Here is a 13,546-nt window from a genome sequence, read left to right as displayed (position 1 = left end):
CTGTGAACCTTTCCCCCTGGCCCCACTTCGACGTCGAGCAAATAGACGCAGCCACCAATGTGCTCGCCTCCGGAACAGTAAACACCTGGACTGGCCAGGAAACTAGCTCCTTCGAGCTGGAGTTTGCCAAGTGGTGCGGCAGCAGCCATGCCATCGCGATGGCCAATGGCTCCCTAGCCCTTTCAGCCGCCTATCTGGCCATCGGCCTCGGCCCCGGTGATGAGCTGATCACCACGCCGCGCACCTTCATCGCCACCGCCTCCAGCGCCGTGCTGCTAGGTGCCACACCTGTGTTTGCCGATGTGGATATCGATTCTGGTGCCATCACCGCCGCCACCATTTCCCCGCTGATCAGCCCCAGCACCAAGGCCATCGCCGTGGTACACCTCGGCGGCTGGCCTGCCGACATGCCAGCCATTTGTGATTTAGCCCGCGTCCACGGCATCGCCGTAATTGAAGACTGTGCCCAGGCCCACGGTGCCCGCATCAACGGCCAATCCGTGGGCAGCTTCGGTGATGTGTCCGCCTGGAGCTTCTGCCAAGACAAGATCCTCTCCACCGCCGGCGAAGGTGGCATGGTGACTACCTCCAGCCCCGAGCTTTGGGATGCCATGTGGGCCTTCAAAGACCACGGCAAAACCCACCAGGCCGTCTACGCGCGTGAGCATCCCCCCGGCTTCCGCTGGCTGCACGAGCGCTTCGGCTCCAACTTCCGCCTCACCGAGCTCCAAAGCGCCATCGGCCGCATCCAGCTCCAGCGCCTACCCGACTGGACTGCCGCCCGCACCCGCAATGCGTTGCTGCTGGCCGATGCGCTGGCTGATCTTCCCGCCGTGCGCGTGCCCCTTCCGCCAGAGGGCCTTACCCATGCCTGGTACAAGTTCTATGTCTTCGTGCAGCCCGAAGCCCTCGCCGCCGGCTGGAGCCGCGATCGCATCCTCTCTGAAATCACTGAACTCGGTTACCCCGCCCTATCTGGCAGTTGCAGCGAGATCTACCTGGAGAAGTGCTTCCAGGATGCCGGCCTAGCCCCTGCTGAACGCCTACCCGTAGCCAAGCAGTTGGGTGAGACCAGCCTGATGTTCCTGGTGCATCCCACCATCACCCCCGAACAGATGGCCGCCTACGCCCAGGCCGTCCGCTCTGTTCTGCTGCGGGCCTGCCGTTGATTGCTCGCGGTTCGCGGGGTGCAGGCCTGCTGTTCGTGTGGCGGCCGAAGCTGCGTGTCAGCTGACGCGGCGCTCAGGCCTGCGGCCCCGTGAGCGCCGCTGGAGGTTGCCGGCCTGTGGGGCTGCTTCGCGGTATGGCCTCCGTAGAGGCCCCCCGCTTTCAAAAGTCAGCTAGTACAGGTGTATTTTTAGTTGAGCGGCGGGAGTTCGGCTTGGGTAGGGTTCTGTTATTCGACATCCAGGGGTGGTTCACCCTGCTCCTGGGCGGTCTGCTGGCGCTGATCACCCTTTTCTCGTCGTACAGCCATGTCCATATCCCCTTTCTCGGCGCCGTCGCACTCGATCAGCAAAGGCTGTTTCGATAAACCCTCCTATTACTCCTCTTTGCCCTGGTTCCGGCGCTTGTTGGCGTAGACGCAGTCTTCTCCGAAGGAGTTGCTCAACTGGCGACCCGTTGTCGACTACGAGCTGAGAGAGATCGAGTACGAGCAGCGGAAGATCGCGCACGAGCAACGGATGAAGCAGCTCAAGAGCGAGATAGAGCGGCTCGAAGCGCTCAACTCCAAAATCGATGCGCTCTTGTTCAGCTCCAGCATCAGCTCGATCCCACCCCAGAACACACCCAACAGCTCCGAGGGTTGATCGGCTTCCTGCTCGAATACGGCGAATTCAACAGCCCTCCACCGCCGTGGTGGTGAACCAGAGCCTGGTTGGGGGTTTGCCTCCCAGACCTTCCTCCCTTGCGGTCCGAAGCTGCGTCTTGCCTGCCGCGGCGCTCAGGCCTACTGCCCCGTGAGCACTGCTGGCAGCAGGTGCTGGAGTTGGAGCTGGTTGCAGAGCGCTGACCTGATCTTGCCGCCCCCTCTCCCCGACACTGCCAAGATCACGGCCCCGGCACATCTGGATCACGACCATCAATCAATCTGTACGGGTCGTACAGATTTACGGAAACAGCTCGCGCCACCCTGTCCGCCGACAGCACCTGCCCCGAACTGAGCCTCTCCGTGGTTCCACGGATGCCTCGCTGGTTCACCTGTACTAGCCTGTGGCTAGGGTTTGGGCTGGCTACGGTGGTTTCAGGATTTGACCGTCAAGGCTGGATCACGGTTTTCGCCGCCCTGCTCCTCGCCCTGATCACCCTGTTCACCAGTTACAGCCATGTCGACCTCCTGGGAACCGCTTCCGTCGAAATACCGCAGCAAGCAGGAATTCCTTGCCTCGCTGCCGCCGTGGCGACGGCTATTGCAGAAGCTCAATTGGCATCCAACGATCGATCTGAAAGTTCAGAGATACGAGCTGCAGCAGAGGACTTTGCAAGAGAAGAAAATGATCGAGCAGCTGAGGAGCGATTCCTTGCGGGTGAGGAGCGAAACAGAGCAGATCGAGAAAGAAACCGAGCAGATCAAGAAAGAGAACGAGCGGCTCGCCGAGCTCAACAGCAAGCTAGATGCAATCGTGTTCAGCTCTGTCACCAGCTCGACCCCTCCGCCATCAACGCCCAGCGAGTCCGAGATGTGATCTCCCTGCTGGATGAGTACGGCGGGTTGGCTTGAAGCAGCGGTGGGGGCAACATGCGGCTCACATGCCCCATGGCTCAAAAACGCCGGGTTTTGCCGTAAAATTTGCCGTACGCATGCCGGATTCGCTTGATGACCACCTCACGCCTTGAAGTGCGCTTGCCTGATCGTCTCAGTGAGCGCCTCGACGACCTTGCTTCTTCAGAGGGGCTCACGAAGACCGACGTCTTCCGTCGGGCACTGGCGTTGTACCTGCTGGTGAAGGACCGAGAGGAGGCTGGCGCCCAGCTTCAGTTTGTGAAAGACGATCAACGCGAAACGTTGGTGAGTATCTGAACGGATGAGTGACCCGAACGCTGATTTCAAGGCGCTCCTTGATCTCACCGGAGGTGTGCAGGTTAGAAGTGCTGAGCACCCGGATGATCGCCGGCAGCGGCATCGCCTTGAGGTCAATGCCATTCGCCTGATCGGAGCCATCGCGGCCTTTTCGGCATTGGTGCTGGTCCTCAGCTTCTTCCGTCCGATACCGGAAAAAAGAGTCGACTGGGCTGCTGGTGTTCTGCAACTTGTGCTGGGCGGTGCGGTGGGTTTTGCACTGAAGCGTTCTGCCTGAACCCGCTGCAGTTCCGCCCGGGTCTTCCCTGATCGTGGGACTCACCAAAGGGTGACAACTTTTCTGAAACCGGGGGCCGTAGAGGCCCTCCCGCTTTCAACAGCTCGCCAGTACAAGTGTATTGTTAGTTGAGCGGCGGTCATTCGGCGTGGGTAAGGTTTTGTTATTCGACATCCAGGGGTGGCTCACCCTGCTCCTGGGCGGCCTGCTGGCGCTGATCACTCTTTTCTCGTCGTACAGCCATGTCCACATCCCCTTTCTCGGCGCCGTCGCACTCGATCAGCAAATCGGAGTATTACTCCTCTTTGCCCTGGTTCCGGCGCTTGTTGGCGATGCTCAACTGGCGACCCGTTGTCGACTACGAGCTGAGAGAGATCGAGTTCAAGCTGAGAGAGATCGAGTACGAGCAGCGGAAGATTGCTCACGAGCAACGGATGAAGCAGCTGAAGAGCGAGAACGCGCGGCTCGCCGAGCTCAACAGCAAGCTTGATGCAATCGTGTTCAGCTCCGCCACCAACTCGACCCCTCCGCCGTCAACGCCAGACGAGTCCGAGACGTGATCTCGCTGCTGGAGGAGTACGGGGGGATGGCGTGAGGCTCTATTCCCTGCCGTGGCGCTCAGGCCTGCGGCCCCGTGAGCAACGCTGGCAGCAGGTGCTGGAGTGGAGCTGGTTGCAGAGCGCTGACCTAATCGTGCCGCCCCCTCTCTCTCCCTGACACTGCCCAGAGCACGGCCCCGGGCCATCTGAATCACGACAATCAATCAATCTGTATGGGTCGTACAGATTTACGGAAACAGCTCGCGCCACCTAAACCGCAGGCAGCACCGGCCTGGAATTGCGCCTCGCCGTGGCTTCACGGATGCCTTGCTGGTACAGCTGTACTATCCTGTAACGAGGGTTAGGGCTGGCTACGATGGTTTCAGGATTTGACCGTCAAGGCTGGATCACGGTTTTCGCCGCCCTGCTTCTCGCCCTGATCACCCTGTTTACGAGCTACGACCATGTCGACCTCCTGGGAACCGCTTCCTTCGATATACCGTAGCAAGCAGGAATTCCTTGCCTCGCTGCCGCCGTGGCGACGGCTATTGCAGAAGCTAAATTGCATCCAACGATCGACGTAGACGTGGAGTGCTACGCGCTGGAGCAGAGTATCGAGCAGCTCGAGAAAGAGAACAAGCGGCTCGCCGAGCTCAACAGCAAGCTCGATGCAATCGTGTTCAGCTCTGCCACCAACTCGACCCCTCTGCCATCAACGCCCAGCGAGTCCGAGATGTGATTTCCCTGCTGGATGAGTACGGCGGCTTGGCTTGAATTTCCTATTTTGCCGCATGGATTAATCGCAGCTCTTGTTGATCTAAATAGGGTTACCGATCGACCCTCAGGCTGGAGCGAGTTCCAATGGTGTGAGTGTGGAAAGATCGAGTCGCTGACGAGCCTGCCAGAGGTCGTAGTTGTCTTGCATCGACAGCCAGCTTTCGGCGCTGCGACCTAGAACGCGCGATAATCGCAAAGCCATGTCGGGAGTGATCCGGCTTTTTCCGGCAACGAGGCGCTGAAAAGTTGAGGCGGAGATCCCCAGTCGATCGGCTACATGACGGATGGAGAGGCCGCACGGATCGAGATACGTGCCAGCGATGAACTCTCCTGGATTGGGAGGATTGTGCATTCGCATCAGTGATAGTCCTCGAAGTCGAGATTGAAAACGTGGCCTTCGCGGAATTCGAAGGTGAGCCTCCAGTTGCCATTCACCCAAATAGACCATCGGCCTTTGTCTGTGCCTTTAAGCAGATGTAGGCGATAACCGGGGCATTCAAGGTCTTCAATCTGGTTGGCAGATTGCAGTGCGGCAAGCTGAAGGCGGAGCTTGGGGCTAAGAGATGGCTGAATGCCAGTGGTTTTCCCCGTTTCAAAGAACAGGCGAAGCCCTTTATGCCGAAAGCTTTGGATCACAGAATCGATCCACTACATTCAGATTGTAGCGCGTTGCGCAACGTGGGTGTGGTCTTGGTTGTCCAGGGCGCCAGGGCCTCACCGGCGCTGCCTGTTCCGTGGTTCCACGGATGTCTTGGTGGTTCGCCTGTACTATTCTGTAGCCAGGGTTTGGGCTGGCTACGATGGTTTTTGGATTTGACCGTCAAGGCTGGATCACGGTTTTCGCCGCCCTGCTTCTCGCCCTGATCACCCTGTTTACGAGCTACGACCATGTCGACCTCCTGGGAACCGCTTCCTTCGATATACCGCAGCAAGCAGGAATTCCTTGCATCGCTGCCGCCGTGGCGACGGCTATTGCAGAAGCTCAACTGGCATCCAACGATCGAGCTGAAAGTGCAGCGATACGAGCTGCAGCAGAGAATGCTGCAAGACGAGAACAATATTTTGCGAGTCGAGAGCGAGATCGAGCAGCTCAAGAAAGAGAACGTGCGGCTCGCCGAGCTCAACAGCAAGCTCGATGCAATCGTGTTCAGCTCTGCCACCAACTCGACCCTTCCGCCATCAACGCCCAGCGAGTCCGAGATGTGATCTCCCTGCTGGACGAATACGGCGGCTTGGCTTGAACCTCCGACTTCTGCCGCGCTCACGCCCCGACACCACCAAGATCACGGCCCCGGCACATCTGGATCACGACCATCAATCAATCTGTACGGGTCGTACAGATTTACGGAAACAGCTCGCGCCACCCTGTCCGCCGACAGCACCGGCCCCGAGCATCCCGCAGGATTTGAGCTGGCTGCGGTGGTTTCAGGATTTAACCGCCAAGGATAGATAACGGTTTTCGCCGCCACCTACCGGGAACAAAGGTTCACTTAAACTGAAAAGACCCTGCGGGACATCCATCGTGGCTGAATGGCTCGTCAACTTTCACTTGGAGCAGCTCCCAGAGGGTGGTTACCTAGCCACCTGTGAAAGCATTCCCGGTTTGGTCGCCCAAGGGCGCACCGTGACAGAAACCCTCGAGATTGCCCGTGATGTCGCCAAAAAGCTTCATGAAGCGCGGCTTGATCGAGGTGAACTTGAGGCTTCTGCTCCCCTCGCGCATTCTTTTGAGCTTCCCGTTGTGCTGAGCGCGTAGTGGGTCGTCTGTCTGGTTATCGCTACCGCGATGTCACCAAGCGTTTGAAGCTCTTCGGGTTTGCGTTTGACCGCCAAGCAGCTGGTTCTCACGAGATCTGGTATCAGCGTTCTGGTAATCGCTACACCACGATCCCGAATCACCCTGGTGACATGCCCGAGGGAACCCTTCGCGCCATCCTGCGCCAAGCGGGTATCAGCGTGGATGCGTTTCTAGCGAACTGAGCTGCTCTTCCTCAACCAGTGCGCTGCTGAACGATTGTCGGTCGCCTGCCAGTTAGTCAAACCAGTTACTCAAACCAGTTTGATGTTTTTGACGCATCCCACCTTCGAAAGCCTTTGCATGGAGTTTCAGATCGATCAGGCCTGCGGGGCTGCAGCTGTTCACGGATCTGAGGAGAGCTTGTTCATGCCTTGGCCCGCGAGGCTGAGCACAGCCAGGGCCAGGACCCTTGACTGCTTGGTGCTACTTGGTCACACTGGGGTGTGGTTGTGAAGGTGCGCCAGTGGTCCTCAAGAGTGTGAGCCTCAAGGGTGTGGTCGTCAAGAGTTCAGTGTCTCTCCGTGAGGATCAGCATGCCTTTGCCAAGGCGTTGGTGGGTGCTGGTCGCTTCCCATCCTTGAGCGCTGTGCTGCAGCATGGCCTTGAGCTTTTGCAGCAGCAGGAGGTTGATGCCCAAGCTGATCGGGCCGCCTTGCAGGTCTTGCTGCAGCAGCGCGCCAAAGGCTCCTTTATCTCTGCCGATCAACTTCGGGCAAAACTGACGAACCCGTCCCGGTGAGCGAGCTTCCGGCTAGCCAGCTTCCGTGGAAAGTGGTCTTCGCTGCAGAGGCGGTCAACGATCTTCTGCTGATCACCGAGTACCTCAATCATTCCTACTGCGGTTTTGGAGAACCACCGGCTGAGGCCAATCGCCACGCCCAGGTGCGCATCGAGGCGATCATCACCGCAGCTGAACGGTTGGCCACCGCTCCCTTCCGCGGAGAAACTCACGACGATCTGCTGCCTGGCCTTCGCCATCTGGCTCTGGATCGTGCTGTTTATTGGTCTCAACCACACGCTGAGCAGCGAGAAATCCAGGTTTTGGCCGTCTTCTTTGGGGGACAAGATCACCAACGCCGGATGTTGGTGCGCCTGCTACAAAACAGCCCCAATGGCTGATGTCTGATCCCGAATCCATGCCCCATCGCTGGCCCGCCACCACAGGTTCAGTGTGGTCTAAAGGGCTGAATAGTGTGCGACTCATTGTACTGATAAGGGTTGTTGGCTGTGCAGGGGGCAGGCTCTTTCCTGGCTGCACCTGTTGGCGGATTTGTTTGATTCCTCAACAGCGCTAGGCCTCCTGGTGGTTGGCTGCGTTTTCTACTGCCGCAGCTTTCCTGTGTAGTTCCTCTGGGTCCATGTACATCTCATGTACAGGTTGTACAGAAATTATGATACTTCCAAAAAGCAACTCACCCGCTCGCTGCGCTGACTTTCAAAAAATCTGACTCTCAACAAAATTGGCATTTCCCTGATCTCCCCAAGCGGCTGAACTCGTTGATGGCGCCCCGCCCCGCCCAGCACCCCCCCGCCCAGCCCAGCCCTGCACTCCGCCCCTTTCGCCTCCGCGACAGGGGCTTTTTTTATGCCTATTCGCGTCCTCACCAACCAGCTGCTGCGCTTCACACCAGTGCAACGCCGCCTGCTGTTAATCGCCGTCGATGCGCTTTTGCTGCCCTTGGCGGTGTGGCTGAGCTTCTGGCTGCGTCTGGCGCACCCCTTCACCAGCAATTTTGAGCAGGGCCTGTGGCTATTGCCAGCTGCCTGGTTGATCGGCCTGCCGCTTTACACCTTCAGCGGCCAATACAAGGGCCTCACCCGTTACGTGGGCAGCCGCGCCCTATATAACCTGGCGCTGCGCAATGGCCTGCTCGTGCTGTTGCTATTTGCCTGCGGCGCCCTGTTGCGCCTGCCCCTGCCACCCCGCAGCAGCTGGTTGTTGCTTTGGCTCCTTCTCACCGGCTTCACCGGTGCGGTGCGCTTTGGCCTGCGTGACCTGCTGCTGAGCCTGCAGAACAAACCAACCCATGCCCTGACCCGTGTGGCTATCTACGGCGCCGGTGCCGCCGGCGTGCAGCTAGCCGCGGCTCTGCGCCTTGCCGGCAGCCACAGCGTGGAGCTGTTCCTAGACGACTCTCCCGATCTCTGGCGCCGCAACATCAATGGCGTCCCCATTTATCCGCCCCAGATCCTGCGCGAGCGCAGGGCTGATTTCAATCAGCTGCTAATCGCCATTCCCTCGCTTAGCCGCAGCCGGCGCCGCAAGATCGTCGACGATCTCCAAGAGTTCGGCATCCCCGTGCTCCAGGTGCCCTCGGTGGAGGAGATCACCAGCGGCCGCGCCCGCATCGATGCCCTACGCCCGATATCGATTGAAGAGCTGCTTGGCCGTGATGTAGTGCCGCCCAGGTCCCAGTTGCTTGGCCCTGGCATCCGTGCTGCGGTGGTTTGTGTCACCGGCGCCGGCGGTTCAATCGGCTCAGAACTCTGCCGCCAGATTCTCAAGCTCAGCCCCAGCCGTCTGGTGTTGATTGAGCGCAGCGAACCGAGCCTCTACGCAATCCACCAGGAGCTCAGCGCCCTGCTCCTCGATGGGGTGGAGCTGGTGCCCGTGCTGGGCAGCGCCGCCGACCCCGCCCTGGTGCAGCGGTGTTTCGCCGAGCAGGGCGTGGAGGTGGTGTTCCACGCTGCCGCCTACAAGCACGTGCCCCTGGTGGAAGCCAACCCCCTGGCGGGTCTGGCCAACAACGTGCTGGGCACCCGAGTGATCTGCCATGCCGCCCGCCTCTGCGGCCTGCAGCAGGTGGTGCTGATCTCCACCGATAAGGCCGTGCGCCCCACCAATGTGATGGGCGCCAGCAAACGCGTGGCTGAGCTCCTGGTGGAGGGCTTCGCTCAGCAGGCCCTGAGCCTGGGATCCCCTTGCCGCTTTGCGATGGTGCGCTTCGGCAATGTGCTCGGCTCCTCCGGTTCGGTGGTGCCCCTATTTCGCCGGCAGATTGCGGCCGGCGGTCCGATCACCCTCACCCACCCGGAGATCATTCGCTACTTCATGACCATCCCGGAGGCCGCCCAACTGGTGCTCCAGGCGGCAGCCCTCTCAAAAGGCCAGACAGCAGACAGCACAGCAAATGGCGGTGCAGAAGAGAGCAGAGCAGCCAAGGGCAGTGATCTCTTTCTGCTGGATATGGGCGAACCGGTGCGGATCAAACACCTCGCCGAACAAATGGTGCGCCTCAGCGGTTTGAGTGTGCGCGATAGCTCCAACCCCGGCGGCGACATCGAGATCGTCTGCACCGGCTTGCGGCCCGGCGAAAAACTGTTTGAGGAGCTGCTGATCGATGCCGAATCCGAGGCCACCGATCACCCCCTGATTTACCGGGCCCGCGAGCGATCGGTGCTGCCAGATCAGCTCTGGCCCCAGCTCGATGCCCTCGAAGCAGCCATTGCCGCCCAAGATGTTGGGGCCGCCCTGGCGGTGCTCTCTGCCTTGGTGCCCGAATGGCAGCCCAGCGCAGTTGGTGCGGATGGCGCAGTTGGAGCGAGCTGAGGTCATCCGCCACTAGATCCACAGCCGGCTGCAAATTGTGAATTGCTCCCCGAAAAGAAGATATGCCTAAATTTTTTATTAGCATTGCTATGCTTTTATGCGCATAAAGCAGCAAGGCTGGCCGCTGGGATTGGGCCCCTGGGCTGCAGCTGCTCATGCGCCTAGTGGGTTCTGAAGCTGAAGCTGAAGTTGGAGCTGGTTGCAGAGCGTTGATCTAATCGTTCCGCGCCTTCGCACCGACACCATCCAGATCACGGCCCCGGCCTATCTGGATCACCACTGTCCATGAATCTGTACAACCTGTATGGATTTATGGACACAGCTCTCGCAATCCTGTCCGCCGACAGCACCGGCCTCGAGCATGGCGCAGGGTTTGGGCTGGCTAAGATGGTTTAAGGATTTGACCGCCAAGGCTAGATCACGGTTTTCGCCGCCCTGCTCCTCCCATGTCGATATCTTGGAAGCCACTTCCTTCGATATACCGCAGCAAGCAGGAATTCCTTGCTTAGCTGCCGCCGTGGCGACGGCCATAGAGCAATAAATTTGCATCCAAACGTCGAGCTGAAAGTGTAGTGATACGAGCTGGAGCAATAGATCAAGCAGGTCAGGATCGAAACCGCGCAGCTCAAGAAAGGGAGCGAGCGGCTTGCCCAGCTCAACAGCAAGCTAGGCGCGATCTTGTCAAGTTTTTAATGAATATGGTGGGTTTTCTTGGCGACGGCAGCAGCACCAGGGCTCGTGGCTGGCTCCTGATAACTGGCTACTCGTGTTTAGTGGCTTTTGCTGCAGGTTTGCTGTGTAGTGCCCCTAGGGCTATGTACATGATCTGTACAGGCTGTACATAATTTCCGACACTCCAAAAAACACAATGCACTTTGCCCCCGCTCTCGATTAGCTCGCCGCTCTTGGCAGGTTGCGATCTGTCCACGAAGCCAGGGCAAACCCCAGGCCACACAGAATCCCGCGCTCCCGCGCACCAGGCCCCAAGCAAACAATCCCTTCAGTCGAAGTAGCGCTTGCCGTCGGCCCGTTTCAGGCTGGGCCGCCGGGCCGAGCGCCGCGTGAATTCACTCACCGTGGGATTTGGCACCAGCGGGTCCACATGGGCCACCTGTTGCCAGAGCTCCCGGGGCGCCCAGCGCAAAGTGTTCGACCCATCCTCCTGGCGGGTGATGTGGCACCAGCGGCTTGTGCCGCACTTTGGGCAGAACAGCTCCTCCAGCCATTCGTTGCTCAGCACCAGCACCGGGTAGGCCTCGATCACCAGCTTCGCTGTTTTGTGCGCCATGCCGCGGGCCTGTAGCTCCTCGGCCTTCAGTAGGTGCAGGAAATATTTGCGGCCATTGCCCTCAATTACCTGGTCGGGATGGGCCGGGCAAAGCAACTTGCGCCCCTGGGGCCGCCGCCGAGATCGCTGCACCCGAGCTCCCTGCCTCTGAGATTCTTCCCCAGATATCCCCAGCTCCTTCACCAGCAATAGCGGCACATGGAATGAAATTTACATTCAGCGGCCCCAACCGCAGCACTCACTTATGGAAATGACTCACTACCGCCTGGGCAAAGCCTGAGCAACTCACCGGTTCCACCCGCGGTTCCATCAGGCGGGCCAGGTCGTAGGGGACCTCACCGGCGGCGATGGCGGCGCTTAGCCCAGCGGTGATCAGGTCTGCAGCCTCCTGCCAGCCCATGAATTCGAGCATCATCACGCCCGAAAGGATCACCGAACCCGGGTTGATGCGGTCGAGGCCAGCGTGCTTGGGGGCGGTGCCGTGGGTGGCTTCAAAGATGGCGGCGTTGTCGCCGATGTTGGCGCCGGGCGCCATGCCCAGGCCTCCCACCACCGCAGCTGCCGCATCGGAGATGTAGTCGCCGTTGAGGTTGAGGGTGGCCAGGATCGAATAGTCCTGGGGACGGGTTTGGATCTGCTGGAAGATGCTGTCGGCGATGCGATCGTCGACCAACACCATCGACTTCCACTTGCCGTAGCCATGGCTTTCGCCAATGCTGTCGATCACCGCTTTCACCTCGGCGCAGATCGCCTCCTTCTTCTCTGGCGTTAGGGATTCGTAGCCCGGTTCGATCAGGCGGGCGTTGTCTTCCGTATTGAGCGAGTGGTCGCGCTCGAGGTTGTCGAGGATCCAGCTCTCCCTCTCGGTCACGCAGACATCGCGAAATTCGCTGGTGGCCAGTTCATAGCCCCAGTCGCGGAAGCCACCCTCCGTGAACTTCATGATGTTGCCCTTGTGCACCAGGGTCACGTGGCGCTTGTTGCCCTCAAGTCGCAATGCGTGCTCGATCGCCTTGCGGATGTGCCGCTGGCTGCCGTGCTTGCTCACGGGCTTGATGCCGATGGCTGCACCGGTGGGGATCTGGCGCTGGCCGAGCTTGCCGTTGGCTGGAATCACCACGTTGTTGAGGTGCTCTATCAACTCGAGGCAGACCGGATCAGTGGCTTCCCACTCAATCCCCATGTAAATGTCTTCGGTGTTTTCCCGGTAGACGATCACGTCTAGGTCCTGGGGCCGCTTGTGGGGGCTGGGGGTGCCGGCGTAATAGCGGCAGGGGCGCACGCAGCAATAGAGGTCAAAGATCTGGCGCAGGGCCACGTTTAGGGAGCGGATGCCGCCGCCGATTGGCGTGGTTAGGGGACCCTTGATCGCCAGGCCGTAGGTGCGGATCGCCTCGAGGGTGTCTTCTGGCAGGTATTGATAGGTGCCGTAGAGGTCGCAGGCCTCATCGCCGGCATAGACCTTGAACCACTCGATCCGCCGCTCGCCGCCATAGGCCTGGGCCACGGCCCCATCCAGCACCAACTGGGTGGCGGGCCAAATATCTACGCCGGTGCCATCGCCGCGGATGAAGGGAATGATCGGATCGTTTGGCACCACCGGCTGGCCATTTTCAAAACGAATGGCCGTGCCACTGCTGGGGGCGCTGAGCTTTTCGAAATCCACAGTGGCAATTGCTAGCTAATTCGAGCCTAGTTTCAACCGCCAGCCTTTGTAGCCCGTTAACCTTCGCAACCTTCATACCTAGCTGGCCTAGGCCCCGCCTACTTTGTGGCCTCTGCTCCAGCAGCCCACCAATCCCATGTCTGTCGCCCTTGCCTCCCAGCTGCGAGAAGGCACCAAAAAGGCCCACACGATGGCGGAGAACACCGGCTTCGTGAGCTGTTTCCTTAAGGGGGTGGTCGATAAGGCCAGCTATCGCACCCTGGTGGCCGACCTCTACTTCGTTTACTCCGCCATGGAGGAGGAGTTCGCCAAGCTCAAGGACCACCCGGTGGTGGGTCCGGTGGGGTTTGTTGAGCTCAACCGCCGCGACAGCCTCGAGCAAGACCTCGCCTTCTATTTCGGAGCCGACTGGCGCACTGCGATCACAGCCACCCCCGGTGCCCAAAAATACGTCGCTCGCCTGCACCAGGTGGCGAAAGAAAGCCCCGAGCTTTTGGTGGGTCACCACTACACCCGCTACATCGGTGATCTCTCCGGCGGCCAGATCCTCAAGAACATTGCCCAGAAGGCGATGAACCTGGGCGAGCACGACGGCCTGCGCTTCTACGAATTCGACTCGATCCCCGACG

At 59.7% G+C, this 13,546-nt stretch carries 23 protein-coding genes; 17 read left to right on the top strand and 6 right to left on the bottom strand.

What is annotated here, in order from left to right; all coding sequences use genetic code 11:
• Nucleotides 1-2: 2 nt before the first annotated feature.
• From KBY58_RS03395 to KBY58_RS03370, 6 genes are all read left to right on the top strand, one after another.
• Complete coding sequence (locus KBY58_RS03395) at nt 3-1,169, top strand: DegT/DnrJ/EryC1/StrS family aminotransferase (RefSeq protein WP_255002905.1); 1,167 nt, start codon at nt 3-5, stop codon at nt 1,167-1,169.
• 134 nt (nt 1,170-1,303) lie between these two features.
• Nucleotides 1,304-1,534, top strand: coding sequence for a hypothetical protein (locus KBY58_RS03390; RefSeq protein ID WP_255002904.1), 231 nt, complete (start codon nt 1,304-1,306; stop codon nt 1,532-1,534).
• A gap of 70 nt (nt 1,535-1,604) precedes the next feature.
• Nucleotides 1,605-1,811 carry a hypothetical protein gene (locus KBY58_RS03385; protein WP_255002903.1) on the top strand — a complete coding sequence of 69 codons (207 nt, stop codon included), beginning with the start codon at nt 1,605-1,607 and terminating at the stop codon, nt 1,809-1,811.
• A 516-nt stretch (nt 1,812-2,327) separates the two neighbouring features.
• A complete protein-coding gene (locus tag KBY58_RS03380) occupies nt 2,328-2,687 on the top strand; it encodes a hypothetical protein (RefSeq protein WP_255002902.1) in 360 nt (119 codons plus the stop codon).
• Between the two features lie 131 nt (nt 2,688-2,818).
• On the top strand, nt 2,819-3,022 hold the full coding sequence (locus tag KBY58_RS03375) for a ribbon-helix-helix domain-containing protein (protein WP_255002901.1): 204 nt from the start codon (nt 2,819-2,821) through the stop codon (nt 3,020-3,022).
• A 4-nt stretch (nt 3,023-3,026) separates the two neighbouring features.
• Nucleotides 3,027-3,299, top strand: a complete 273-nt coding sequence (locus tag KBY58_RS03370; RefSeq protein WP_255002899.1) for a hypothetical protein — start codon at nt 3,027-3,029, stop codon at nt 3,297-3,299.
• A 163-nt stretch (nt 3,300-3,462) separates the two neighbouring features.
• On the opposite strand, the gene KBY58_RS03365 is transcribed toward KBY58_RS03370, so the two are convergent.
• Entirely contained in the window at nt 3,463-3,585 is a 123-nt protein-coding gene (locus tag KBY58_RS03365; RefSeq protein ID WP_255002897.1) for a hypothetical protein, read from the bottom strand.
• Nucleotides 3,586-3,625: 40 nt separating this feature from the next.
• Here KBY58_RS03365 and KBY58_RS03360 point away from each other — a divergent pair, with 40 nt between their 5' ends.
• The 4 genes from KBY58_RS03360 (at nt 3,626) to KBY58_RS03345 (ending at nt 4,577) form a co-directional block, all read left to right on the top strand.
• Nucleotides 3,626-3,859 carry a hypothetical protein gene (locus KBY58_RS03360; RefSeq protein WP_255002895.1) on the top strand — a complete coding sequence of 78 codons (234 nt, stop codon included), beginning with the start codon at nt 3,626-3,628 and terminating at the stop codon, nt 3,857-3,859.
• A gap of 31 nt (nt 3,860-3,890) precedes the next feature.
• Nucleotides 3,891-4,016, top strand: a complete 126-nt coding sequence (locus tag KBY58_RS03355; protein ID WP_255002893.1) for a hypothetical protein — start codon at nt 3,891-3,893, stop codon at nt 4,014-4,016.
• 198 nt (nt 4,017-4,214) lie between these two features.
• On the top strand, nt 4,215-4,343 hold the full coding sequence (locus KBY58_RS03350; RefSeq protein ID WP_255002891.1) for a hypothetical protein: 129 nt from the start codon (nt 4,215-4,217) through the stop codon (nt 4,341-4,343).
• Nucleotides 4,344-4,373: 30 nt separating this feature from the next.
• Nucleotides 4,374-4,577 (top strand): hypothetical protein, encoded by a 204-nt coding sequence (locus KBY58_RS03345; RefSeq protein ID WP_255002889.1) that lies wholly within the window; start codon nt 4,374-4,376, stop codon nt 4,575-4,577.
• Nucleotides 4,578-4,679: 102 nt separating this feature from the next.
• On the opposite strand, the gene KBY58_RS03340 is transcribed toward KBY58_RS03345, so the two are convergent.
• Together KBY58_RS03340 and KBY58_RS03335 are read right to left on the bottom strand one after the other, a co-directional pair.
• Nucleotides 4,680-4,967: a HigA family addiction module antitoxin gene (locus KBY58_RS03340; RefSeq protein WP_255002887.1), complete on the bottom strand. Its 288-nt coding sequence runs from the start codon at nt 4,965-4,967 to the stop codon at nt 4,680-4,682.
• A gap of 5 nt (nt 4,968-4,972) precedes the next feature.
• Entirely contained in the window at nt 4,973-5,251 is a 279-nt protein-coding gene (locus tag KBY58_RS03335) for a type II toxin-antitoxin system RelE/ParE family toxin (protein WP_255002886.1), read from the bottom strand.
• A 252-nt stretch (nt 5,252-5,503) separates the two neighbouring features.
• On the opposite strand from KBY58_RS03335, the gene KBY58_RS03330 reads away from it, so the two are divergent.
• The 6 genes from KBY58_RS03330 to KBY58_RS03305 all read left to right on the top strand — a co-directional run bounded on the left by KBY58_RS03330 (nt 5,504) and on the right by KBY58_RS03305 (nt 9,963).
• Nucleotides 5,504-5,821: a hypothetical protein gene (locus KBY58_RS03330; protein WP_255002885.1), complete on the top strand. Its 318-nt coding sequence runs from the start codon at nt 5,504-5,506 to the stop codon at nt 5,819-5,821.
• Nucleotides 5,822-6,137: 316 nt separating this feature from the next.
• The gene (locus KBY58_RS03325) at nt 6,138-6,371 is read left to right on the top strand and encodes a type II toxin-antitoxin system HicB family antitoxin (RefSeq protein WP_255002884.1); all 234 of its coding nucleotides are present in this window, start codon (nt 6,138-6,140) and stop codon (nt 6,369-6,371) included.
• Nucleotides 6,371-6,595 (top strand): type II toxin-antitoxin system HicA family toxin, encoded by a 225-nt coding sequence (locus KBY58_RS03320; RefSeq protein WP_255002883.1) that lies wholly within the window; start codon nt 6,371-6,373, stop codon nt 6,593-6,595. Before KBY58_RS03325 ends, KBY58_RS03320 begins: the two co-directional genes overlap by 1 nt.
• A 281-nt stretch (nt 6,596-6,876) precedes the next feature.
• Complete coding sequence (locus KBY58_RS03315) at nt 6,877-7,152, top strand: type II toxin-antitoxin system ParD family antitoxin (RefSeq protein WP_255002882.1); 276 nt, start codon at nt 6,877-6,879, stop codon at nt 7,150-7,152.
• Nucleotides 7,149-7,532, top strand: coding sequence for a type II toxin-antitoxin system RelE/ParE family toxin (locus tag KBY58_RS03310; protein ID WP_255002881.1), 384 nt, complete (start codon nt 7,149-7,151; stop codon nt 7,530-7,532). Before KBY58_RS03315 ends, KBY58_RS03310 begins: the two co-directional genes overlap by 4 nt.
• 466 nt (nt 7,533-7,998) lie before the next feature.
• Nucleotides 7,999-9,963: a polysaccharide biosynthesis protein gene (locus tag KBY58_RS03305; RefSeq protein WP_255002880.1), complete on the top strand. Its 1,965-nt coding sequence runs from the start codon at nt 7,999-8,001 to the stop codon at nt 9,961-9,963.
• 273 nt (nt 9,964-10,236) lie between these two features.
• Here the strand turns inward: KBY58_RS03305 and KBY58_RS03300 are convergent, their stop codons facing one another.
• From KBY58_RS03300 to KBY58_RS03290, 3 genes are all read right to left on the bottom strand, one after another.
• Nucleotides 10,237-10,494: a hypothetical protein gene (locus KBY58_RS03300; RefSeq protein ID WP_255002879.1), complete on the bottom strand. Its 258-nt coding sequence runs from the start codon at nt 10,492-10,494 to the stop codon at nt 10,237-10,239.
• Between the two features lie 469 nt (nt 10,495-10,963).
• A complete protein-coding gene (locus tag KBY58_RS03295) occupies nt 10,964-11,383 on the bottom strand; it encodes a hypothetical protein (protein WP_255002878.1) in 420 nt (139 codons plus the stop codon).
• 106 nt (nt 11,384-11,489) lie between these two features.
• Nucleotides 11,490-12,917, bottom strand: a complete 1,428-nt coding sequence (locus KBY58_RS03290; protein ID WP_255002877.1) for an NADP-dependent isocitrate dehydrogenase — start codon at nt 12,915-12,917, stop codon at nt 11,490-11,492.
• 136 nt (nt 12,918-13,053) lie between these two features.
• Here KBY58_RS03290 and KBY58_RS03285 point away from each other — a divergent pair.
• The coding region (locus KBY58_RS03285; RefSeq protein ID WP_255002876.1) for a heme oxygenase (biliverdin-producing) at nt 13,054-13,546 on the top strand (493 nt) is incomplete at its 3' end.

The organism is Cyanobium sp. HWJ4-Hawea, from assembly GCF_024345815.1.
In the GTDB taxonomy this organism is placed as follows: Bacteria; Cyanobacteriota; Cyanobacteriia; order PCC-6307; family Cyanobiaceae; genus Cyanobium_A.
The sequence above is the reverse complement of the archived record's forward strand: the minus strand, read 5'-3'. Positions and strand labels throughout refer to the sequence as shown.